14 protein-coding genes are annotated in these 23,116 nt (G+C 77.2%); 1 reads left to right on the top strand and 13 read right to left on the bottom strand.

Going from position 1 to position 23,116, the window contains the following annotated elements:
* Positions 1–22: 22 nt before the first annotated feature.
* The 5 genes from ACF1ED_RS18585 to ACF1ED_RS18565 form a co-directional block, all read right to left on the bottom strand.
* A complete protein-coding gene (locus ACF1ED_RS18585; protein ID WP_391761667.1) occupies positions 23–9,496 on the bottom strand; it encodes a type I polyketide synthase in 9,474 nt (3,157 codons plus the stop codon).
* A gap of 108 nt (positions 9,497–9,604) precedes the next feature.
* A complete protein-coding gene (gene rfbH / locus ACF1ED_RS18580) occupies positions 9,605–10,972 on the bottom strand; it encodes a lipopolysaccharide biosynthesis protein RfbH (protein WP_391761665.1) in 1,368 nt (455 codons plus the stop codon).
* A gap of 50 nt (positions 10,973–11,022) precedes the next feature.
* A complete protein-coding gene (locus ACF1ED_RS18575) occupies positions 11,023–12,093 on the bottom strand; it encodes an NAD-dependent epimerase/dehydratase family protein (protein WP_391761663.1) in 1,071 nt (356 codons plus the stop codon).
* Positions 12,090–13,085: a Gfo/Idh/MocA family protein gene (locus tag ACF1ED_RS18570; RefSeq protein WP_391761661.1), complete on the bottom strand. Its 996-nt coding sequence runs from the start codon at positions 13,083–13,085 to the stop codon at positions 12,090–12,092. The genes ACF1ED_RS18575 and ACF1ED_RS18570 overlap by 4 nt, the downstream gene beginning before the upstream one ends.
* Positions 13,082–14,608, bottom strand: a complete 1,527-nt coding sequence (locus ACF1ED_RS18565; protein ID WP_391761659.1) for an NDP-hexose 2,3-dehydratase family protein — start codon at positions 14,606–14,608, stop codon at positions 13,082–13,084. The genes ACF1ED_RS18570 and ACF1ED_RS18565 overlap by 4 nt, the downstream gene beginning before the upstream one ends.
* A 196-nt stretch (positions 14,609–14,804) precedes the next feature.
* Between ACF1ED_RS18565 and ACF1ED_RS18560 the strand changes: the two genes are divergently transcribed.
* On the top strand, positions 14,805–15,842 hold the full coding sequence (locus ACF1ED_RS18560; RefSeq protein WP_391761657.1) for a ketoacyl-ACP synthase III family protein: 1,038 nt from the start codon (positions 14,805–14,807) through the stop codon (positions 15,840–15,842).
* Between the two features lie 46 nt (positions 15,843–15,888).
* On the opposite strand, the gene ACF1ED_RS18555 is transcribed toward ACF1ED_RS18560, so the two are convergent.
* From ACF1ED_RS18555 to ACF1ED_RS18520, 8 genes are all read right to left on the bottom strand, one after another.
* The gene (locus ACF1ED_RS18555) at positions 15,889–16,584 is read right to left on the bottom strand and encodes a response regulator (protein WP_391761655.1); all 696 of its coding nucleotides are present in this window, start codon (positions 16,582–16,584) and stop codon (positions 15,889–15,891) included.
* Positions 16,585–16,589: 5 nt separating this feature from the next.
* On the bottom strand, positions 16,590–17,864 hold the full coding sequence (locus tag ACF1ED_RS18550) for a sensor histidine kinase (RefSeq protein ID WP_391761653.1): 1,275 nt from the start codon (positions 17,862–17,864) through the stop codon (positions 16,590–16,592).
* 38 nt (positions 17,865–17,902) lie between these two features.
* Complete coding sequence (locus tag ACF1ED_RS18545; RefSeq protein ID WP_391761651.1) at positions 17,903–18,601, bottom strand: DUF998 domain-containing protein; 699 nt, start codon at positions 18,599–18,601, stop codon at positions 17,903–17,905.
* Positions 18,602–18,781: 180 nt separating this feature from the next.
* Positions 18,782–19,114 (bottom strand): barstar family protein, encoded by a 333-nt coding sequence (locus ACF1ED_RS18540; protein ID WP_391761649.1) that lies wholly within the window; start codon positions 19,112–19,114, stop codon positions 18,782–18,784.
* Positions 19,101–19,562 carry a ribonuclease domain-containing protein gene (locus ACF1ED_RS18535; RefSeq protein WP_391761647.1) on the bottom strand — a complete coding sequence of 154 codons (462 nt, stop codon included), beginning with the start codon at positions 19,560–19,562 and terminating at the stop codon, positions 19,101–19,103. The genes ACF1ED_RS18540 and ACF1ED_RS18535 overlap by 14 nt, the downstream gene beginning before the upstream one ends.
* Before the next feature lie 99 nt (positions 19,563–19,661).
* Positions 19,662–20,717: a sugar-binding transcriptional regulator gene (locus tag ACF1ED_RS18530; RefSeq protein ID WP_391761645.1), complete on the bottom strand. Its 1,056-nt coding sequence runs from the start codon at positions 20,715–20,717 to the stop codon at positions 19,662–19,664.
* 121 nt (positions 20,718–20,838) lie between these two features.
* Complete coding sequence (gene rpe / locus ACF1ED_RS18525) at positions 20,839–21,522, bottom strand: ribulose-phosphate 3-epimerase (protein WP_391761643.1); 684 nt, start codon at positions 21,520–21,522, stop codon at positions 20,839–20,841.
* Between the two features lie 96 nt (positions 21,523–21,618).
* Complete coding sequence (locus tag ACF1ED_RS18520) at positions 21,619–23,031, bottom strand: RsmB/NOP family class I SAM-dependent RNA methyltransferase (RefSeq protein ID WP_391761641.1); 1,413 nt, start codon at positions 23,029–23,031, stop codon at positions 21,619–21,621.
* Positions 23,032–23,116: the final 85 nt, after the last annotated feature.

Below are 23,116 nucleotides of genomic sequence, written 5' to 3'. Positions count from 1 at the left end.
CGGGGTCGGGCGTTCCGTCAGGTCATCCCCGCGCCGTCAGCGTCTCGTGGACGTGGCGGGCCAGGCGGGTGACCGTGGAGTGGCCGAAGATGTCCGCCACGGCGAGCCGCAGCCCGGTCGTGGCGGTCAGCCGGTTGCGGAGCTCGACGCAGGTCAGGGAGTCCAGGCCCAGTTCGCGGAGTTCGCGGTCGGGGTCGACGGCCTCCGCGTCGTGGGCGAGGACCGACGCCGCGGCGGTACGGACCAGCGCGGCGACCACCGCCCGGCCGGCGTCCGCGTCGAGGGTCGCCAGCCGCTCGGGCAGCGGGGTGGCGTCCTCCGCACCGGCGGTGCCGGCCCCGGCGGCGGCCCTGCGGCGCTGGACGGGTGCCGGGGCGAGCCGGGCCAGCATCGGCGGCCTCGTACCGCGTTCCGCCTGCCGGCGCAGGGCGCCTCGGTCCCAGGCGGCGGCGACCAGCAGGTCGGAGCCGTCGGCCAGGGCGGCGTCGAAGAGCGCGAGCCCCTCGGCATCGCCGAGCGGCGCCACGCCGGCCCGCCGCATCCGGGCCAGGTCGGCCTCGCCGAGGTGGCCGGTCATGCCGCTGTCGCTGCCCCACAGGCCCCAGGCGATCGAGGTGGCGGGCAGGCCCACGGACCGGCGGCGGGCGGCGACCGCGTCGAGGACGGCGTTGGCCGCCGCGTAGTTGGCCTGTCCCGCCGTGCCGAGGGTGCCGGCGATCGAGGAGAAGGAGACGAAGGCGGCCAGGTCCGCGCCGCCGGTCAGCTCGTGCAGGTGGCGGACGGCGTCGGCCTTGGGCGCGAACACCCGGGTGACCTGATCGGGCGTCAGGGCGTGCGCGGCGCCGTCGTCGAGGACGCCGGCCGCGTGGACGACGGCGGTGAGCGGGTGCTCCTTGGGGACGGCGGCGAGCAGCGCGGCCACCGCCTCCCGGTCGCCGACGTCGCAGGACGCGACGGTCACCCGGGCGCCGAGCGCCTCCAGTTCCGCGACGAGCTCCGCCGCGCCGGGCGCGTCCGGTCCCCGCCGCCCGGCGAGCACCAGGTGCCGGCTGCCGTGGGCGGTGACGAGGTGCCGGGCGAAGAGGGCGCCCAGGGTGCCCGTGCCGCCGGTGACGAGCACGGTGCCGTCCGGGTCGAGCGGCGCGGGCAGCGTCAGGGCCAGCTTGCCGATGTGGCGGGCCTGCTGGAGGTGGCGCAGCGCTGCCCTGGCCCGTGCCACGGGCCAGGCGGTGACCGGCAGCGGGGTCAGCGCCCCGGTGCGGAACAGGTCGCCGAGGTCGGCGAGCATCGCCTGGATCCGGTCCGGGTCGACCTCCAGCAGGTCGAAGGCGGTGTAGGCGACGCCCGGGTGGCGTGCGGCGACGTCGTCGGGGTCCAGGATCTGCGTCTTGCCCATCTCGACGAACCGGCCGCCCGGCGGCAGCAGCCGCAGCGAGGCGTCCAGGAAGTCGCCGGTGAGCGAGTTGAGGACGACGTCGACGCCCGCGCCGCCGGTGGCGGTGCGGAACTCCTCCTCGAAGGCGAGGGTCCGGGAGTCGGCGATCCGCTCCCCGGGCACCCCCGCGGCGCGCACCGCGTGCCACTTGCCGCGCCCCGCGGTGGCGTACGCCTCGGCGCCGAGGTGGCGGGCGAGCTGGAGCGCGGCGAGGCCGACCCCGCCGGCGGCGGCGTGCACGAGCAGCCGCTCGCCGGAGCGGACGCGGGCCAGGTCGACCAGCGCGTAGTAGGCGGTGAGGAAGACGACCGGGACGGTCGCGGCCTGGGCGTACGTCCAGTCGTCGGGGACGCGCAGCACGTGCCGGTGGTCGGCGACGACGAGCGATCCGGCGTCGCGGACGAGCGCGGCGACCCGGTCGCCGGGCGCGAGCCCGCCCGCTCCGGGCCCGGCCTCCAGCACGGTGCCGGCGACCTCGATGCCGACCCCGGTGGCGCCGGGCAGCGCGCCGAGGGTGACGAAGACGTCCCGGAAGTTGAGCCCGGCGGCCCGTACGGCGATCCTCACCTCGCCCTCGCCCAGCGGCCGTCCGGCCTCTGGGTGGGCGACGGCGCGGAGGCTGTCGGTGGTGCCGCCGCCCTCGGCGACGTCGAGCTTCCACGGCCCGTCCGGGGTGGCCAGGGCGTCGGCCCCGGCCGCCGGGACGAGCACGGGGGCGAGCGGGACGCCGTCGCGCAGGGCGAGTTGGGGGGCACCGGCGGCGGCCGCGGCGGTGACGCCGGAGTCGTCCGTGCCGTGGACCGGGTCGGCGTCCAGGAGGGCGAAGCGCCCGGGGTGTTCGGTCGCCGCGCTGCGCAGGGCGCCCCAGACGGCCGCCTGGGCGGGGTCGGGGGCCGGGTCGCCGGGCCGGGCCGCGACGGCGCCCCGGGTGACGACCAGCAGCCGGGCTCCGGAGAGCGGTTCGGACTCCAGCCAGCGCGCGGCGAGCGCGAGGGCGGCGACGGTGCGGTCGCGCGGGTCGCCGCCCGGCTCGACGCGCACGGTCACGGTGCCGGGCGCGGGCGTGCCGGCGGCGAGGCGGGCCTCCAGGCCGGTGAGGGCGTCCGGCGCCGTGGCGAGGGAGCCGCCGAGGTGCCCGACCGCCGGAAGGTCCGTACCGGCGGCGGGCGCCGGCCGGTGCTCCTGCCAGTCGACGCGCTGGAGGGCCCGGCCCGCTCCGTCGGCGGCCGCGATCCGGTGCCGGTCGGCGGTGCGCCATTCGACGGCCTCGGCGTCGAGGACGGGCGCTCCGTCGGGCCCGGTGGCGGTCAGCCGCCAGGCCTGCGGGCCGGCCGGGGTGAGCCGGGCGCGGAGCACGGTGGCGCCCTCGGCGTGCAGCCGTACGCCGCTCCAGGTGATCGGCAGGTCGATCCGGCCGGGTGCGCGGGTGCCGGCGAGGAGCGCGGCGTGCAGGACGGCGTCGAGGAGCGCGGGGTGGACGCCGAAGCCCTCGGGGGCGGTCCCCTCGGGCAGCCGGACCTCGGCCAGCAGTTCCTCGCCCAGGCGCCAGGCGCGCCGCAGGCCGCGGTAGGCGGGCCCGTAGCCGTATCCCTCGTCGGCAAGGTCCGGGTATCCGGCGGCGGGGTCGAGCGGGACGGCGTCCTCGGGCGGCCAGACGGCCGGGTCCCCGGCGGGGTGCGGCCCGGGGGCGGCGTCCGGGGTGAGGACGGCGGTGGCGCAGCGCTGCCACGGCGCGTCGTCGGCGGCGCGGGCGTAGAGGGCCAGGGAGCGGCGTCCGGTCTCGTCTGCCTCGGAGACGATCGCCTGGACCGGGGTGGGCGCGTCCTCGCGGAGCACCACGGGTGCGGCGAGGCCGAGTTCGGCGACGGCGGGGCAGCCGGTGAGGGCGCCGGCGTGCAGGGCCAGGTCGAGGCAGGCGGTGCCGGAGAGCAGGGGGGTGCCGGAGACGACGTGGTCGGCGAGCCAGGGCTGTCCGGCGGGGTCGAGCCGGCCGCTGAGCACCAGTCCGCCGCCGTCGGCGAGCGGCACGGCGGCGCCGAGCAGCGGGTGTCCGGGGTCGTCCAGACCGAGCCGTTCGGGTCCCGCGGCGGGGCGCGGGGCGTCCATCCAGTACCGCTCGCGGCGGAACGGCGAGGTGGGCAGGGCGAGTTCGCGGGCCGGCGCGCCGGGGTAGAGGCGGGCCGGGTCGGCGGTGGCGCCGTGCGCGAGGGCGGCGGCGAGGGAGGCGGCGAAGCGGTCGCGTCCGCCGTCGTCGCGCCGCAGGGTGCCGACGGCGGCGGCGCCCGGCCGTTCGGCGAGGGTCTCGTCGATGGCGGCGGTGAGCACGGGGTGCGGGCTGACCTCGACGAAGAGGGTGTGACCTTGGTCGGCGAGGGTGCGGACGACGTCGGCGAAGCGGACGGTCTCCCGCAGGTTGCCGTACCAGTAGGCGCCGGTCAGTTCGGTGCCGGTGAGCCGGCGGCAGAGCGCGGTCGAGTGGAAGGGGACGGCGGCCGGGCGCGGCCGGATGCCGTCCAGGACCTCCAGCACGCGCTCGCGCACCGGGGCGACGTGCGGGGAGTGCGAGGCGTAGTCGACCGGCAGGAGCCGGGTGTGGACGTCCGGTCCGAGGTCGGCGACGAAGGCGTCGAGGGCGGCCGGTTCGCCCGCGACGACGGTGGCTCCCGGCCCGTTGACGACGGCGACGTGGACCTCGCCGGGGCGGCGGGCCAGCAGTTCGCGGACCCGGTCGGCGGGGAGCGCCACGGAGAGCATGGCGCCGCTGCCGGCGAGCCGCACCAGCTCGCGGCTGCGCAGCGCGACCACCTTGGCGGCGTCGTCGAGGCCGAGCGCGCCGCTGACGCAGGCGGCGGCGATCTCGCCCTGCGAGTGGCCGACGACGGCGGCGGGCTCGATGCCGGAGGCGCGCCAGAGCGCGGCCAGCGAGACCATCACGGCGAACAGGGCGGGCTGGACGACGTCGACGCGGTCGAGGCCGGGGGCGCCGGGGGCGCGGCGCAGCACGTCGAGCAGGTCCCAGTCGGTGTGCGGGGCGAGGGCCTCGGCGCACTCGGCCAGCCGGCGGGCGAAGACCGGTTCGGTGTCGAGGAGTCCGGCGGCCATGCCGGCCCACTGGGAGCCCTGGCCGGGGAAGACGAAGACGGGGCCGGGTCCGGGGGTGCCGGCGCGGACCGTGGGCGGGGCCTCGGGGTGGCCGTCGGCGAGCGCCGCGAGCCCGTCGAGCAGCTCCTCGCGGGTGGCGGGGGCGAAGCCGGCGCGGTACGGGAAGCGGGTGCGGGTGACGTGGAGCGCGCGGCCGAGCTCGGCCGGGGTCGCCGCCGGCTCCACCGCGGGTGCGGCGAGGAAGGTGCGCAGGACGTCGGCGTGGGCGCGGACGGCGTCGGGGCTGTGCCCGGTGACGACCACGGGGACGGGGCCGGGGACGGCGGCGGTCGCGGCGTCGGCCGGCGGGGCCTCGGGGGCGTCCGGACGGCCGGTCCCGGCGGGGGCCTCCTCCAGGATCAGGTGGGCGTTGGTGCCGCTCATGCCGAAGGACGAGACCCCGGCCCGGCGGGGGCGGGCGCCGCGCGGCCACGGCTCGGCGGCGGTGAGGAGCCGTACGGTCCCGGCGGACCAGTCGACGTGCGGGGTGGGGGCGTCGACGTGCAGGGTGCGCGGCAGGAGTTCGTGGCGCAGGGCCAGCACCATCTTGATCAGGCCGCCGACGCCGGCGGCCGCCTGGGTGTGGCCGGTGTTCGACTTGAGCGAGCCGAGCCGCAGCGGGGCGCCGGCGGGCCGGTCCTCGCCGTAGGCGGCGATGAGCGCCTGGGCCTCGACGGGGTCGCCGAGCCGGGTGCCGGTGCCGTGCGCCTCGACGGCGTCGACGTCGGCGGGGGCGAGCGAGGCGTCGGCGAGCGCGCGGCGGATGACGTCCTCCTGCGCGGGGCCGCTGGGTGCGGTGAGGCCGTTGCTGGCGCCGTCCTGGTTGACGGCGGTGCCCCGGATCACGGCGAGGACGGGGTGGCCGTTGCGGCGCGCGTCGGAGAGCCGCTCCAGCAGCACCATGCCGGCGCCCTCGGCCCAGGCGGTGCCGTCGGCGGCCTCGGCGAAGGGCTTGCAGCGGCCGTCCTCGGCGAGTCCGCGCTGCCGGCTGAACTCCACGAACATGCCCGGCTGGGAGAGGACGGCGGCGCCGCCCGCGAGGGCGAGGTCGCACTCGCCGCGGCGCAGCGACTGGGCGGCGAGGTGGAGGGCGACGAGCGAGGAGGAGCAGGCGGTGTCGACGGAGAGGGCGGGGCCGTTCAGGCCCAGCAGGTGGGCGATGCGTCCGGAGGCGACGCTGATGGAGCCGCCGGTGAGCAGGTGTCCGTCGTGGCCGGCCGCGTCCTCGTGGAGGCGGGGGCCGTACTCCTGGGCCATGGCGCCGACGAAGACGCCGACGCCCGTGCCGCGCAGGGCGGCGGGGACGATCCCGGCGCGTTCCACGGCCTCCCAGGCGGTCTCCAGGAGGAGCCGCTGCTGGGGGTCCATCGCCGCAGCCTCGCGGGGGCTGATGCCGAAGAAGGACGGGTCGAAGAGGTCCGCGTCGTAGAGGAAGCCGCCGTGCCGGGTGTAGCTGGTGCCGGGGGTGTCCGGGTCGGGGTCGTACAGGCCCGCGAGGTCCCAGCCCCGGTTGTCGGGGAAGGCGCCGATCCCGTCGCGCTCCTCGGCCAGCAGCCGCCAGAGCGCCTCCGGCGAGTCGGCGCCGCCGGGGAAGCGGCAGCTCATGGCGACGACGGCGAGGGGCTCCGCGGTGCCGGCGTCCCCCGCGTCCCCGGTGTCCCCGGCCCCGAGGGCGTCGGGGCCGGGCGCCGCCGGGTCCTGCGCGCCGGTGGCGGCGACGGCGTCGCGCGCGGCGAGCAGTCCGGCGGCGTGGGCGGCGAGCGCGGCGGGGGTGGGGTGGTGGTAGACGACGGTGGTGGGCAGCGTCAGTCCGGTGGCCTCGTTGAGCCGGTCCCGGAGTTCGACGGCGGTCAGCGAGTGGAAGCCGAGGGCGGTGAACGACCGCTCGGGGTCGACCTCCGCGGCCGAGTCGTGGCCGAGGACGGCGGCGGCGAGCCCCCGGACGAGCGCCGCGACCTCCCCGGCGGTGGGCCCGCCCGGGGCGGCGGCGGCCTCCGGAGCGGACGGGCCGCCCGGGACGACGGAACCGGACGGCGCACCGGTGTCCGTGTCCGCACGCCCGCCGTCCGCACGCCCTGTCTCCGCGCGCCCGGCGTCCGCACGCCCGGCGTCCGCCGCGTCGGGCGGCGCCGTGGCCGTGCCCGGACCGTCGAACCAGTGGCGGCGGCGCTGGAAGGCGTACCCCGGCAGGTCGACGAGGGCGCCGGGGCCGTTCGGCCGGGTCAGGTCGACGGCCGCGCCGTGGACGTACGCCTCGGCGACCGCCCGCGGGAAGCCGTGCCCGTCCTCCCCGCTCGCGTCGCGGCGCAGGGTGCCGACGACGGCGGCCCGCGCGCCCGCGTCCTCCAGCGTCTCCCGGACGACCCAGGTCAGCACCGGGTGCGGGCTGCACTCGACGTAGAGCCGGGTGCCGTCGGCGAGGGTCCGCCGCACCGCGGCCTCGAAGCGCACCGGCTGGCGCAGGTTGGCGGCCCAGTACTCGGCGTCGAGCGTGCCCGTGTCGACGGGCTCGCCGGTGACCGTGGAGATCATCGGGAGCGGGCCGGACCGGGGGGTGACGGCGGCGAGTTCGCGGCGCACGTCGTCGAGGACCTCGTCGACGTGGGCGGTGTGCGAGGCGTAGTCGATGGCGACCCGGCGGCACCAGACGCCGTCGCGGTCGAGCCGCTCGGCGAGTTCGTCCAGGGCCTCGCGGTCGCCGGAGACGCCGGTCTGGGCGGGCCCGTTGAGGACCGAGACGGCGAGGCGTCCGGTCCAAGGGGCGATGAGCCGCTCGGCCTCGGCGGCGGTCAGGGCGACGCTGAGGATGCCGCCCCGGCCCGAGACGCGCCGCAGCGCGGCGGCCCGCCGGGCCACGGTCAGGGCGGCGTCCTCCAGGGTGAGCGCGCCGGCCACGGTGGCCGCCGCGACCTCGCCCTGGGAGTGTCCGACGACGGCGTCCGGGACGAGGCCGTGGCTGCGCCACAGCTCGGCGAGGGAGACCATCACGGCCCACAGCGCGGGCTGGACGACGTCGACCCGGTCCAGGCCGGGGGCGCCGGGCGCGTCGCGGACCACGTCGAGGAGGTCCCAGTCGGTGTGCGGGGCGAGGGCCTCGGCGCACTCGGCCAGCCGGCGGGCGAAGACCGGTTCGGTGTCGAGGAGTCCGGCGGCCATGCCGGGCCACTGGGAGCCCTGGCCGGGGAAGACGAAGACGGTACGGGCGGGGGCCGGCGGCAGTCCGGGCGCGCCGGGCTCGCCCCCGGCCCGGCCGCGCACCACGGCTGCCGAGGGCGTTCCGCCGGCCAGGGCGCCCAGTCCGCCGAGGAGCGTGGCGGGGTCGGTGCCGAGGACCACCGCGCGGTGCTCGAAGGCGGTACGGGTGGCGGCGAGCGAGCGGCCGACGGCGGCGGGCGCGGGGGCGCCGGGCAGGCTCATGCGCTCGAGGAGGCCGCGGGCCTGGTCGCGCAGCGCCTGCTCGGTGTGGCCGGCGAGCGGCCACAGCACGGGCGCGGAGGGCGCGGAGGGCACGACGGGCGCGGAAGGCACGACGGGTGCGGAGGGCCCGGCGGCAGCGGTGCCCGCCTCCGGGTCCGTCCGCCGCCGCGACCGGTCCCCGGTCCACTCCCCCAGGATCAGGTGGCAGTTGGTGCCGCCCATGCCGAAGGCGCTGACGCCGGCGCGCAGCGGCGCCCCGTCCTCGGGCCAGGGGGTCGTGGCGGTGCAGACCCGCAGGCCCAGGTCGTCGAGGGGGACGGCGGGGTTCGGGGTCTCGAAGTGCAGGCTGGCCGGCAGCGACCGGCGGGAGAGCGCGAGCACGGCCTTGAGGAACCCGGTGATGCCCGCGGCGCCCTCCAGGTGGCCGACGTTGGTCTTGGCGGAGCCGACGTGCAGCGGCGGCCGGCCCGCGGCCCGGCGGGCCGTGCCGTAGACGGCGCCGAGAGCGGCGGCCTCGACCGGGTCGCCGACCCGGGTGCCGGTGCCGTGCAGTTCGACGTACTGGACGTCGGCCGGGTCGGTGCCGGCGGCGGCGCAGGCCCGGCGCAGCACGTCCTCCTGGCCGGCCGCGCTCGGCACGGCGAGGCCGGGCCGGTCGCCCGCGCCGTCGTTGTTGACGGCGCCGCCGAGGATCAGGCAGTGGACGCGGTCGCCGTCGGCGAGGGCCCGGGAGAGGGTCTTCAGGACGACGAAGGCCCCGCCCTCGCCGCGTACGTAGCCGTTGGCGCGCGCGTCGAAGGTGTGGCAGGCGCCGTCCGGGGAGAGGCCGCCGAAACGGACGGTGCCCAGGGTGGAGTGCGGCGCGAGGTTGAGCTGGACGCCGCCCGCGAGGGCGAGCTCGCTCTGGCCGGAGCGCAGGCTCGCGCAGGCCAGTTCGACGGCGACGAGCGAGGAGGACTGGCCGGAGTCGACGGTGAGGCTGGGGCCGGTGAGCCCGAGCAGGTGCGAGATCCGGTTGGCGATGACGCTCCGGTGGTTGCCGGTGAGGGTGTAGGCGGTGAGGGCCTCGTCGCCGTGCTCGTGCAGGAGGGTGGCGTAGTCGCTCGCGATGGCGCCCACGTGGACGGAGGCGGCCGCGCCGCGCAGGGCGGCGGGGACGGTCCTGGCGTCCTCCAGCGCCTCCCAGGCCAGCTCCAGGGCGAGCCGCTGCTGGGGGTCGGTGACGGCCGCCTCGCGCGGCGAGAAGCCGAAGAAGGCCGCGTCGAAGCCGGCGACGTCGTCCAGGAAGCCGCCCTTGCGGTACGCCTCCGGGACCTCGGGGCCCGGTCGTCCGTCGGGGGCGGTGCCGACGGCGTCCCCGCCCTCGTCGAGCAGCTGCCAGAAACGGCCCGGGTCGGCCGCGCGCGGCAGCCGGCAGGCGATCCCGACCACGGCGATCGGTTCACCGGCCGGCTGCGGCCCGGGGGCGGCCGGGGCCGGCCGCAGGGCGGTTTCTACGTCCATGAGTGCACCCCTGTCGAGGAGGTTCGGGAAGGTCTGCGGGCGAGGAGGCGGCCGGCCGGGGCCGGAAGGACGGGCCGCGGGGGACCCTGGGGCGGGGCCCGGGCGGCGTCAGCCGGTGCGGCGGCGTCCGGCGGCGAACTCGCGCACCGAGTCGATGACGTACTGCGCCATCTCGGGCGTGATGCCGGGGTAGACGCCGAGCCAGAAGGTGCCCTCGGTGACGAGCGCGCTGTTGTCGAGGGGACCGCCGACCCGGAACTCGCGGTCCAGGTAGGCCGGGTGGCGGGTCAGGTCGCCGGCGAAGAGCAGCCGGGTGCCGATCTTCCGGGACTCCAGGTGGGTGACGAGCTCGCGCCGGGTGAAGGGCGCGTCGGGCAGGACGGTCACGGCGAAGCCGAACCAGCTGGGGTCGCTGTCGGGGGTCGGCTCGGGCAGCAGCAGGCCGGGCGTGCCGTCGAGGCCCTCGCGCAGCAGCCGCCAGTTCCGCTTGCGGGCGTCGGTGAACTCCTCCAGGCGGCGGAGCTGGCTGAGGCCGAGGGAGGCGTGCAGGTCGCTGGTCTTCAGGTTGTAACCGACGTGCGAGAAGACGTACTTGTGGTCGTAGCCGTGCGGCAGCTTGCCGAACTGCTGGTCGAAGCGCTTGGCGCAGCGGTCGTCCTCGCCGGGCTCGCACCAGCAGTCCCGGCCCCAGTCCCGGACGGACTCGACGACGCGGGCGAGCACCAGGTTGTCGGTGAGGACGCAGCCGCCCTCGCCCATGGCCAGGTGGTGGGCGGGGTAGAAGCTGACGGTCGACAGGTCGCCGAAGCCTCCGGTGAGCTTGCCCCGGTAGGTGGAGCCGACCGCGTCGCAGTTGTCCTCGACGAGGAAGAGCCCCTTTTCGCGGGCGAGTTCGGCGACCTCGGCGGCCTGGAAGGGGTTGCCGAGGGTGTGCGCCATCATGATCGCCCGGGTGCGCGGCCCGATGGCGTCGGCGATCCGGTCGACGGTGGTGTTGTAGGTGCCGAGGTCGACGTCGACGAAGACCGGCACCATCTGGTTCTGCAGGATCGGGTTGACGGTCGTCGGGAAGCTGGTGGCGACGGTGACGACCTCGTCGCCGGGGCGCAGCCGGTCCTCGCCGAGCTGCGGCGAGGTGAGGGCGGTCAGGGCGACCAGGTTGGCGGAGGACCCGGAGTTGGTGAGGTGGGCCTTGCGGACCTTGAGGGCGCGCGAGAAGAGCCGCTCGAAGCGGCGCGCGCTCACGCCGGCGGCGATCCGCATGCCGAGGGCCGCCTCGACCAGCGCGACGGTGTCCTCCTCGTCGTGGACGCCGCCGGCGGGCTGGACCGGGGTGACGCCGGGGACGAAGTCGGACCCGGCCAGCCGCTCGCGCGCGTAGGCGCGGACGCGGTCGAGGAGTTCGTCCCTGGTGTCGGCGGCGGGGGCGGTGTCGGTCGTGGAGGCGGTGGAGGCGGTGGGTGTCGCGAGTGTCATCGGGGGTCCCGTTCCGTAAGGCCGTGGTGGTGGGTGGGGCGGGTGCCGCGTCAGTGGTGCCACAGGTCGTGCAGGGCGTTCTCGGGGCCGCGCGCCGGGGTCCAGCCCCACGCGGCGCGGGCCGCCGCGGTGTCGAGGAGCTGCCAGTCCAGGCCGCCGCCGCGGGCTCCGGTGCCGTCGTCGCGTTCGGTGATCCGGACCGGGGCCCCGCTCAGTCCGACCAGGTGCCGGACGAGGTCGCGCACGGGCACGGCCCGCCCGCCGCCGATGTTGAGGAGCCGGGCGGCGCCCGGGGCGGCCGTGGCCGCGCGGCACACGGCGGCCCCCACGTCCCGGACGTCGACGAAGTCCTGGCGGCTGACCAGGGGACGGAGCACGATCTCGGCGGGCGGCCCGCCGGCGGGCGCGGCCCGCAGCCGTTCCAGGAGGGCGCCGAAGAGGCTTCCGGCCGGGGCGCCCGGCCCGAGGGCGGAGGCCACGCGCAGGACCACTCCGTCGATCCGGCCCTCCTCGGCGGCGGCCAGCACGGTGCGGGTGGCGAGCAGTTTGGTCCGCCCGTAGGGGGTGGTGGGGCGGGCGGGGGCGTCCTCGGTGACGGACGCCCCCTCGGGCGTGGGGCCGTACTCGTAGCCGGACCCGAGCTGGACCAGCCGGGGCGCGCGGGCCGAGACGGCGACGGCTTCGACGAGGGTGCGGACCAGGGTGACGTTGGCGCGGTGGACGGTCTCCTCGTCCAGGCCGCCCCAGACGGCTCCGGCCGCGTTGACGACCAGGTCGACGCGGTGCCGGTCGAGCAGGGCCGCCAGTTCCCCGGGCGCGGTCGCCGCGAGGTCGGCGCGCAGCGCGCCGGGGCGGGGGGCGCGTCCGAGCGTCAGGACCCGGAAGCCGCCGCCGGCGAGCGCCGCCGCGGCGTGCCGCCCGACGAAGCCGGCCCCGCCGACGACCAGGGCGGTACGGGAACCGGGCCCGGCGCCACCGGACGCGGCCTCCCCGGACGCCGCCGTCCCGGAAACGGCTTCCCCGGGTACGGCCTCCCCGGGCGCCGCCGTCCCGAAGGCGGCCTCACCGGACGCGGCCTCCCCGGACACGGCCCCGCCGCTCCCGGACCGGTCGGCGGTCACAGCGGGATCCGCCGCGTGTCGGTGGCCAGCGCGTCCAGGGTCCGGGCCTGGTACAGGGTCTGCCGCTCGTCCTCGGCCGCCTCGGCGGGCGCGAGGGTGCCGCGGACGGCGCTCGCGAAGCGCCGGGCGAGGGCGAGGAAGTGGTCGTCGGGGGCGAGGCCGCGCACCTCGGTGACGCCCTGCCGCTCGATGCGCACGGCGGGCCGGTGGTCGGGCGGCGGGGTGAAGGCGCGCTCGACGGTGATCCGGCCCTCCGCGCCCCACAGGGTGTAGGAGGCGCGGTAGCCGCGCTCGCTGCCGACGGCGATGCGGACGGGCACGCCGGCGGGCGAGACGAGGACGGCGGTGCAGGAGACGTCGATGCCGCGCACGGGGTCGTACCGGCGGACGCCGCCCGCCACGTCGAGCGGGCCGCCGAGGTGGAACTGGGCGGCCCGCACCGGGTAGACACCCATGTCGAGGAGGGCGCCGCCGCCCAGCCCGGCCACCTGCCGGATGTCGTCCTCGGGCAGCGGCGGGATGCCGAACTCGGCGGTCATCTCGCGGACTTCGCCGATGGCGCCGGAGGCGACCAGCGCGGCGACCTCGCGGTGCTGGCGGTGCCGGACGAACATCAGGTTCTCCATGAGGACCAGTCCGGCCGTCCGGGCCGCGTCGTAGAGGCGGGCGGTGGCCCGCGCCGAGGTGGTCAGCGGCTTCTCCGCCAGGACGTGCTTGCCCGCGGCGAGGGCCCGCTCGGCCCACCGCTCGTGCAGCCCGGTGGGCAGCGGGAGGTAGACGGCCTCGATCCCGGGGTCGTCCAGGAGCGCGTCGTACCCGGCGGCCGCCGCGCAGCCGAACCGCCCGGCGAAGCGGGCGGCCTTCGCCGGGTCGCGGCTGGCCACGGCGGCGAGTTCCAGCTCCGCCGCCAGGCACAGCGCGGGCAGCACCCGCCGTTCGGCGATCGAGGCGCAGCCGAGCACCCCGATCCGCACGGGTCCCGCGCCGTTCACGAGGACTCCCCCGCGCCGGTCCCGGCGCCCTCGGCCCACAGGCCGTAGAGGACGCTCAGCAGCGACCGGGCCTGCACGTTGACCTGGTAGCCGTGGCGGGCGAAGGCGGCCAGCTGTCCGAGGGAGACCCAGCGGAAGCCGTCGGGCTCCTCGTCCGGCACGTCCTCCCCGGCCTCGACCACCAGGTGCCGGGCCAGCGAGTGGTAGGACCGGCCGCCCTCGTCGGAGAGGAGGGTGTCGTAGCGGACGGCGGCGGCCGGCGCGCCGAGGACGGCGTCCAGGAAGCGGGGGCGGGGCAGTCCGGTCCCGGCCAGGTTCGCCGGGGTGCACTGGACGGTGGGCGCCCATTCGACGCCGTCCAGGAGTCCGGCCTCCACCCGGGCCTGCACGAGGACGTGCGGGACGCCGCCGAAGCGGCGCAGCAGGAAGGCGACGACGCCCTCGGCGACGGGCGCCAGCAGCGGCTGCGACCAGGACCGCACCTCGCGCTGGGTGGCCTCGACGCGGACGCCGATGACGCGGAAGTAGCGGCCCTCCTCGTGGGCGATCTCGTCCGGTCCGCACGTCCAGCCGCTCACCGCGGCGAGCGGGACCCGCCGGGTGACCATCGGGTGCCGGGCCTTCATGTCGGTGAACCAGTGCGCCAGTTCGGCGTCCTCGTGCCGGGCCTGGCCGCGGCGCGGAGCGCCCGCCGCGCCTGCGGTTCCCCGGGCGGCGAGCGGCAGGCAGGCGAGGATGGTGCGGACGTCCATGTTGACGACGTCGTCGTGCCGGAGCTGGTCGAGCACCTCGCCCAGCGTCATCCAGCGGAAGTCGTCGCCGACGGGCACCTCGTCGAGCGCCTCGACGACCATGTTCCGGTTCCGCTTGCGGTGGAACCAGGAGCCCATCTCGGACTGGAGGACGTCGACGAGCACCCGGCCCCGGCCGGGCCGGAGGAAGTGGTCGAGGTACGGGACGGGGGCGCCGCCGTGCACGCCCGTGTAGTTGCTGCGGGTGGCCTGCACGGTGGGGCAGAGCTGGGTGCGGGTGGCGTTACCGGGTTCCATCTTGGCCTGCATCAGGAAGTGCAGGACGCCGTCGAACTCCTTGGCGAGCAGGCCCAGGACGCCGATGTCGCTCTGCACCAGCACGGGCTGGGACCAGCTGTCGACCGGCCCGGTCTCGCGGCGCACCGACAGGCCCTCGACGCTGAAGAAGCGTCCGCTGTCGTGGCGGAGGTCGCCGGTGCCGGGGGCGAACGACCAGCCCGCGAGCCCGGAGAGGGAGACGCGTTCGACGCGGAGCGCGCCGGCCCCGCCGCGCTCGGCGAGCCAGGCGTCCGGCGACGGGCCGGGCACCCGGCCCTCCCCGGCGAGCGCGGAGGCGGCGAGCCGCCGCGCGGTCCGCTCCGGTCCCGCCGGCGCGCGTCCGGCGCCGTTCACCGTGCCCGGCTCCGTGCCCTCCGCGCCGGTGTCCCGCGTACCGGCACCGCCGTTCCCGGCCGCGCCGTCCTCCACCGCCCGCACCGTCGTCGCCGGCATGTCACGCCTCCCCTCCGCGGGCCGCCCGTGCCGGGCCGGCCCTCGCCGCCACGGTAGGAACGGGTGATCGAAGCGATCTGGGGTTCCGGTAGAGCCCGGGTCGCTCCCGGCTTGAGCACGGGTGGACAACGGCCGGAGAGCCTGGCGGCGAACCGGAGAACAGCGGACCGGCCGCCGTCCGGGAGAGGGAGACCCCATGCGCCTTGACGACCTGTACATCGCGGGAGTCGCGACCCATCTGCCGGAGCGCTTCCCCGTGGAGCGCGCGGTGGAGCTGGGTCTGTACGACGCGGAGGACGCCGCCCAGGGCAACTGGGTGTCCGTGGCGGTGGCCGGCGAGACCCCGGCCCCCGATCTGGCGGCGCGGGCGGGCCGCCTGGCGCTGGAGCGCTCGGGCCTGGCCGCCGCCGACATCGACCTGCTGGTGCACACCGACACCCATCACCAGGGGCCGGACGCCTGGTCCCCCCAGCACTACGTGCTCCAGCGGGTCCTCGGCACCGACGTGCCCGCGCTGGAGCTGCGGCAGGGCTGCAACGGCATGCTGGCGGCGCTCGAAGCCGCCGCCAACCACCTGCACGCCGCCCCGGAGCGCACCGCCGCCGTGCTGACCAGCGGTGACAACTTCGGCACCGCCCTGATGGACCGCTGGCGCAGCATGACGAACATCGTGCTCGGCGACGCGGGCACGTCCCTGGTGGTGAGCCGCCGGGGCGGCTTCGCCCGGGTGCTGTCCGTGGCCCACGCCTCGGTGCCGGCCCTGGAGCTGCTGCACCGGGGCGAGGAGCCGCTCTTCCCGCCGGGGGCGACCGTGGGCCGGCCGGTGGACCTGAAGGCGCGGGCCGCGCAGTACGCGGCCTCGGAGGCGGCGGCCCGCCTCGCCGACCACGAGCTGATCGGCAGCGCGACCAAGCGCGCGGTGAAGGAGGCGCTGGCGGACGCGGGCGTGGAGGCCTCGGAGCTCGCGCGGGTGACGCACATGAACTGGGCGCACGAGCGGTTCCTGCGCAGGACGCTGGCCCCGATCGGTCTGGAGACCTGGCGCGGCACCCTCGAATTCAGCCGCCGCGTCGGCCACTTGGGGGCCGGCGATCAGGTCGCGGGCCTCGACCACCTGCTGGAGACGGGTGCGCTGGCGCCCGGGGACCACGTGCTGATGATCGGCGTGGGGACCGGCATCTCGATCTCGGTCGTGGTGCTGCGGATCGACGAACGGCCTTCCTGGGTCGCCTGAACCACCGGCACCGCCCGACCCGCCCCCTCCCTCGTCCGACGGGCCGTCAGACGCCTTCCACCGGAAGCTCGCCCGCGGTGTGGCCCGGCTGGATCAGCCCGGTCTCGTAGGCCAGGACGACGAGCTGGACGCGGTCGCGCACGCCGAGCTTGGTGATCGCCCGGGTGACGTGGGTCTTGGCCGTGAGCGGCGAGATCACCAGCCGGGCGGCGACCTGGTCGTTGGAGAGCCCGGCCGCCACGAGCGCCACCACCTCGCGTTCGCGGGCGGTGAGCGCGGTGAGCCGGTCCGGGGCCACGGTGGCGGCGAGCGGCCGGTGGGCGAACTCCTCGACGACCCGGCGCGTCGCGCTCGGGGAGAGCAGGGCGTCGCCGCCGGCGACCGCGCGGATCGCCTGGCGCAGGTCGTCCGGCTCGATCTCCTTGGTGAGGAAGCCGCTGGCGCCCGCCCGCAGCGCGGCGAAGACGTACTCGTCGGTCTCGAAGGTCGTCAGCACGATCACCCTGGTCCCGGTGAGCTCCGGGTCCCCGGTGAGGGATTCGGTCGCGGTCAGGCCGTCCATCCCCGGCATGCGGATGTCCATCAGGACGACGTCGGGGCGCAGGGCGCGGACGGCGCGCAGCGCCTCGTCGCCGGTGGCCGCCTCGCCCACCACCTCGATGTCGCGCGTCCGCCGGAGCAGGCTGCGGAAGCCCGCCCGGACGAGGGACTGGTCGTCGGCGAGCAGAACCGAAATCGTCATGATCGTCAGCTTGGCACAGGAATCACGGCCCTGACGGTGTATCCGCCGCGCTCGCCCGGCCCGACGGCGAACTCGCCGCCCAGGACGGAAACCCGCTCGCGCATCCCGGAGACCCCGTGGCCGCCCCCCTCGCTCGGGCCCGCCGGACGGCCGCCGGGCTTCGCCGGCCCGTCGTCGGCGATCTCCACGCGGACCGCCTCGGCGTCGTACCGCAGCCGGACGTCGACCCGGGTGCCGCCGGAGTGGCGCACCGCGTTGGTCAGCGACTCCTGCACGATCCGGTAGACGGCGAGCGCGACCGGCGCGGGCACCCCGGCGGGGTCGCCCGCCGTCTCGACGTCCGCGTCGAGACCGGCGGCCCTGACGCGTTCCACCAGTTCGCCGACGCCGTCGAGTCCCCGCTCCGGGGCCAGGGCCATGCCCCCGCCGGCCGCGTCCTGCCCGGGCCCCCGCAGGACGCCGACGAGGGAGCGCAGGTCGGTGACGGCGGTGGCGCGGACCTCCTGCGCGGTCTTCAGCGCGGCCCGCGCCTCCTCCGGCTCGTCCTCCAGGGCCTCGACGGCCACCCGCAGCTGCACGCCCACGACGGTCAGGGTGTGCGCGACCACGTCGTGGAGCTCCCGGGCGATCTGCAGCCGCTCCGCCTCCGCCCGCCGCCGGGCCTCCGCCTCCCGCTCGCGGGCCTCCCGCTCGCGTCCGGCCGCTTCCTCCCGGCGCCAGTTGCGTCCGTTGCGCCAGGCGGTGGCCGCGGCGAGGACCAGGGCCAGCCAGAGGGTCTCCGCGCCCAGTTCGGCGACGACGGCCCGGCCGCTCATCCCCGCGACGAACAGCTCCCAGTCGGCGGCGAAGGCGACCTGGAAGACCCCGGCGCCGACGGCGAAGGCGGGCCCGTCCGGCACCCGCCGCAGCAGGGCGCCGAAGCGGCCGGACACCGCGCCCCGGGCGGGCCGGTCCCCTGCCGCCACCAGGAAGTACGCGGCGGTGGCCGGCCAGAGCCAGCCCACGTCCGACAGCCCGGCGGCGCGGAAGGCGATGACGGTCTGGACGCTCACGAGCAGGGCGGCGCGCGGCCACCGGCCGGCGGCCAGCACCAGTGCGGCGAGCCCGAGGGCGTACGGCACGATGCCGGTGAGCAGCGGCCCGTCGCCCGCCACGGCCTCGGCGGTGACGACGGCCACCGCCGTCACCGCAGCCGCCGCGGCCCGCGCGGCCCGGGTGATGGCCGGGCCCTCGGCGGGCCCCGTTCGGTCCCGGGCCGGCCCGGAGCGCTCTTCGGTCACCGGCTCATTGTGCACAACGGCCGTGGCCCGTACGGCCGTCATGCGCGCACCGCCGGGCGGGAGACGGCGACGGCGGCCAGCGCGGTCCAGGCCAGGGCGGCGCCGACGGCGAGCCGCTCGACCAGTCCGACGAGCGTCGGCACGGCCTCGGTGCCCAGCGAGGGCCCGTCCATCACGTCCACCAGGCAGACCAGCAGCAGGACCGTCGAGACGAGCGAGGCGCCGAGCACGGCGCGCAGCGCGCCGGCGCCGCGCGTCCACCGGCGGGCCAGCCACCGGTGCAGCACCAGCGCGGCCACGGGCAGGGCCAGGAAGGCGGGGGTGGCGGCCATGCCGTGGACGATGTCCGAGGTGGACGGCCTGCCCCAGCGTCCGGGCGGGTCGGCGGGGAAGACCGCGGCCACCGCGACGCCCGCGGCCCACGCGCCGGCCGCCCACCGGCCGGCCCGGGGCGCCCCGGCCCGCCGCAGCAGGGTCACGAGGAGGCCGGAGGCGCCGGCGATCAGGAACAGCGCCGTGGTGACCATCCAGCCCGCGGGGCCGTTCACGTACCGGCTGATCACCTCGGTGACCGGGCTGTACTCCGGGGTGAGCAGGTCGGCGGCGGCGATCGCCGCGGTGGCGGTGCCGGCCGCGGCCAGGACGGCCCGGGCGCCGAGCCGCGTCCGGCGGTCCGCGCCGGACGGCCGGACGGTGGAGGGGGAGGAGGACGACGGGGTGGGGGAAAGGGTCTGCACGGGGGGCCTCCTGACGGAAGGGGGAGCCGCCGGGGCGGCGCCGGGCGGCGTCTCCACCCGACGCCCTCCACACTAGGAACGGACGCCTCCCCGGGCGTCCCCCGTCCGCCGACACCCGCGCGTACTCCCCCGGCGCACCCCGTACTCCCCAGGGAGTACGCGCCGGGCCCGCGCCGCCCCTCAGCCGCCTCCCGGCTCCGGTCCGTCCGGGCCCTCCCGGCGCCCGTCCCCCAGGGAGATCAGCACCGACAGCCGGCCCGGGGAATCCTCCACGGCGGTGGCGAAGACCTCCTGGGCGGTCGCCCAGTCGCGCGGCGCGCGGCGCGCGTACCCCTGCCAGTGGGTGACGACCACGGCGACGGGCCGGGGCAGCTCGCCGAGGCCCTCGGCGAGGGCGTCCCAGTTGCGGCCGAACCAGTCCGGCAGGCCGAGCGCGGCGGCGCAGCGGTCCATGAAGCCCGCCTTGTCGGTCACGCCGCGCAGATCGAGGACGACGGCGTCATCCAGTCTCATCGCCGACCACCTCCCGGAAGCTCTCGTAGTGGTCGTCGGTGTAGTACCGCTCCCCCTCCCCGCCGGTGACGATCCGGCGGGCCCCGCGGTCGCGTTCGCCGGGGGTGCGGACGGTGTACTCGTGGTAGTAGCCGCGCTTCCTCGGCGGCAGGATCCGCTCGAAGTTGGAGAAGACGCTGCCGTCCTTGGCGTACGGGAAGGGCCCGCCGGCCCGGATCAGGGCGAGGGTCCGGCGCGCCTCGGGCGGCAGCTCCGCCGCCTCCACGGTGGGCAGGCCGGAGGCGCGCGAGGCGGTGGGGACGGCGGACGGCGAGCGGTCGGCCGTCGCGGCGGTACGGGACGGGGCGGCGGTGGCGGTGGACGTGGCCGTCCCGGTGGAGCAGCCGGTGAGGAGCAGGGACAGCCCGGCCAGGACGGCGAGCCCCAGCCGGAGGCAGCGAGCGGTCATGCCCCGATGCTGTCACCGTCCGCCCGGCACCGCCCCGGGGACGCGCCCGGGCGGGCGGAGGGCGCCCGCCGTGTGCACGGCGGGCGCCCTCCGGTGGTGTCAGCGTCCGTCGGTGCCGGTGTCGGGGTCCTTGCGGTCGAGGGCGGGCCAGGGGCCCGGGCTGAACTCGCCGAGCAGGTGGTCGGCGGCCGAGCGGTCGGTGACCAGGCTGGTGACGAGGCCGGAGCGGAGCACCGCGCCGATCGCCGCCGCCTTGCGCTGGCCGCCCGCGATGGCGACGACCTCGGGGATCCGGCGCAGCCGGTCCGCCTCGACGGTGATGCACCGCTCGCCGAGGTCGCGGCCGACGCGGCGGCCCTCGGCGTCGAAGAGGTGCGCGGACATCTCGGCGGCCACGCCCAGGGAGGCGTAGTGGGCGCGCTCCTCCTCGGAGAGCATGTCGTGGACGGTGGAGATGCCCGGCTCCCAGGAGCCGATGGAGACGCAGGCGACGGTGACCTTGTCGAAGTACTCGAAGGCCCGGGCGATGCCGGTCTGGCTGCGCAGCGCGGCGGCCGTGGCCGGGTCGGGCAGCAGCATGGGGGCGTAGATGGGGTGGGCCTCGCCGCCGGAGACCTGGGCGGCGCGCCGGACCGCCTCGACCGAGCCGCGCTCGGCGGTCCCGGCGTCGTACACACCGGTGAGCTGGACCACCGTGCAGGGGGGCAGCCGGTCGAGGGCGGCCGCCATGTGGATGGTCGAGCGGCCCCAGGCCAGGCCGAGGACGTCGCCCTCGTTGACCAGCTCGCCGAGGAGGTCGGCGGCGACCTCGCCGAGGTTCTCCGGGTCGGGCGACTCGTCGTCCTCCGGGGACTCGACGACGACCGCGTGCCGGAGCCCGTAGCGGGCGCGCAGCGCGTCGGAGCGTTCGGCGTCCAGCTCGGCCGGTACGCGGATCTCGATGCGTACGAGATCTCTTTCCAGAGCGGTCTCCAGGACCCGGGCCACCTTGAAGCGGCTCACGCCGAACTCCTCGGCGATCTGGATCTTGGACTTCCCCTCCAGGTAGAAGCGGCGCGCCATGGCAGCCGCCTGCACCAGCTCCGCGGGGCCCATCCGCAGGGCCGACCGTCCCGCCGACATTCCCGCCACCGCGATCTCCTCACTGCTGTTCACGCACCGCTGTCCACGATCCGTGTTCGTTCACACTCTGGACCCGCTGTTCATCCTGTCAGAAACGGCGGGCCTTGATCAGTCCTGTCGGCGGCCCGTCGGACCGCGTTCACCGGCCGGTGGCTCAGTGGCCACACGCCCAGGCGGCGCCCGCCGTGGCGGCGTCCGCCCTGGCGCGCAGCGCGGCCACGGCGGCGGCCGGGTCGGCCGCGCCGTAGACCGCCGAGCCGGCCACGAAGACGTCGGCGCCCGCCTCGGCGCAGCGCTCGATGGTGGATTCGGAGACGCCGCCGTCGACCTGGAGCCACAGTTCCAGGCCATGCTTGGAGATCAGCTCACGGGTGCGGCGGATCTTGGGCAGCATGATGTCGAGGAAGGCCTGGCCGCCGAAGCCGGGCTCCACGGTCATGATCAGCAGCATGTCGAGCTCGGGGAGCAGGTCCTCGAAGGGCTCGATGGGGGTGGCCGGCCTGAGCGCCATGGAGGCCCGCGCGCCCTTGGCGCGGATCTCCCGGGCGAGCCGGACCGGGGCGGCGGCCGCCTCGACGTGGAAGGTGACGGAGCCCGCGCCGGCCTCCACGTACTGCGGGGCCCAGCGGTCCGGGTCCTCGATCATCAGGTGGCAGTCGAGGGGGGTGTCGGTCGCCCGGCTGAGCGACTCGACGATCGGCACGCCCAGCGTCAGGTTGGGCACGAAGTGGTTGTCCATGACGTCGACGTGCAGCCAGTCGGCCCCGTCGACGGCCTTGGCCTCGTCCGCGAGGCGGGCGAAGTCTGCGGAGAGGATGCTGGGATTGATCTGCGCCATGTGCCAAGCCTGCCACGTTCTCGGTGACTTCTTCGCCGCGATCCGGTCCGTGGCCGCCACCGGGCCGGACGTACTGGTACAGACCAGCGGAAACCGTCAGGCCGTCCGGCGGATCAGCGCCAGGTACATGGCGTCCGTACCGTGCAGATGCGGCCACAGCTGGACGTCGGGGCCGTCGCCGAGCCGGTCCACCCCGGGGAAGAGCGGCCGGGCGTCGACCAGCTCGCCGCCGCCGTGCTTCTTGAGGACGTCGTCGACGACGACCCGGGTCTCGGCGAGGTGCGGCGAGCAGGTCGCGTAGCCGACGACGCCGCCGACGCGGACGGCCCTGAGCGCCTCGGTGAGCAGCCCGCGCTGGAGCGGCCCGAAGCCGTCCAGGTCCTCCGGGCGGCGGCGCCAGCGGGCCTCGGGGCGGCGGCGCAGGGCGCCGAGCCCGGAGCAGGGCACGTCGACCAGGACGCGGTCGAAGGAGCCCTCGCGCCACGGCGGGCGGGTGCCGTCGGCGGCGATGACCTGGTACGGGCCGGGGTTGCCGGCCAGCGCGCGCTCCACGAGCCGGGCGCGGTGCGGCTGCTTCTCGGAGGCGAGCAGGGCGGCGCCGCGCTCGGCGGCCAGCGCGCCGAGCAGGGCCGCCTTGCCGCCGGGGCCGGCGCAGCCGTCGAGCCAGCGGGTGTCGGGCCCCTCCAGCGGCGCGTTCGCCAGCGCGATCGCGACGAGCTGGCTGCCCTCGTCCTGGACGCCGGCCCGGCCGTCCCGCACGGCCTCCAGGGCGCCGGGCTCGCCGCCCTCGGTGAGCCGCAGCGCGTACGGGGACCAGCGTCCCGGCTCGGTCTCGGCGGCGTCGGCCAGCTCCTCGACGGTGGTCCGGCCGGGCCGGGCGACGAGGGTGACCTCGGGCCGCTCGTTGTCGGCCTCCAGCAGCGCCTCGATGCCGGCGCGGCCGCCGCCGAGCGCGTCCCAGAGCGCGGAGACCACCCAGCGGGGGTGGGAGTGCACGACGGCGAGGTGGTCCTCGGCGTCCTTCTCGTACGGCGGGGCGACCTCGGCCAGCCAGGCGTCGAGGTCCTGCCGCGTGATCTTCCGCAGCACGGCGTTGACGAACTTGGCGCGTCCCTCGCCCAGCACCGCGCGGGCCAGCTCGACGGTGGCGGAGACGGCGGCGTGCGGCGGGATCCGCGTCCCGAGCAGCTGGTGCGCGCCGAGCGACAGCACGTCGAGCACCGGCGGGTCGACCTCGCGCAGCGGCCGGTCGACACAGGCCGCGATGATCGCGTCGTACGTCCCCTGGCGGCGCAGCGTCCCGTAGACCAGCTCGGTCGCGAGCGCCGCGTCCCGCGCCTCGAAGCCCTCCTTCTCCCGCGCCTTGCGCAGCAGCGGGGGCAGCACCAGGTTGGCGTACGCGTCCCGCTCGTCGACCGCCCGGAGCACCTCGAAGGCGAGCATCCGCACGGGATCCTTCTGGGGCCGGCGGTGGGGCCTGGGGGGACGGCGACGTGCCTGCTCGCTCAAAGGTGCTCCGCGTGAGGATAGAGAGGGTCGAACCCTCCCAGCCTACGTCCGCCCGCCGCCACCGGGGAAAACGCCCCCGGACGCG

This window comes from Streptomyces sp. NPDC014656 (assembly GCF_043084305.1).
Classification (GTDB): domain Bacteria; phylum Actinomycetota; class Actinomycetes; order Streptomycetales; family Streptomycetaceae; genus Streptomyces.
Note: the sequence above shows the minus strand (reverse complement) of the source record. Positions and strands in the feature narration are given on the sequence as shown.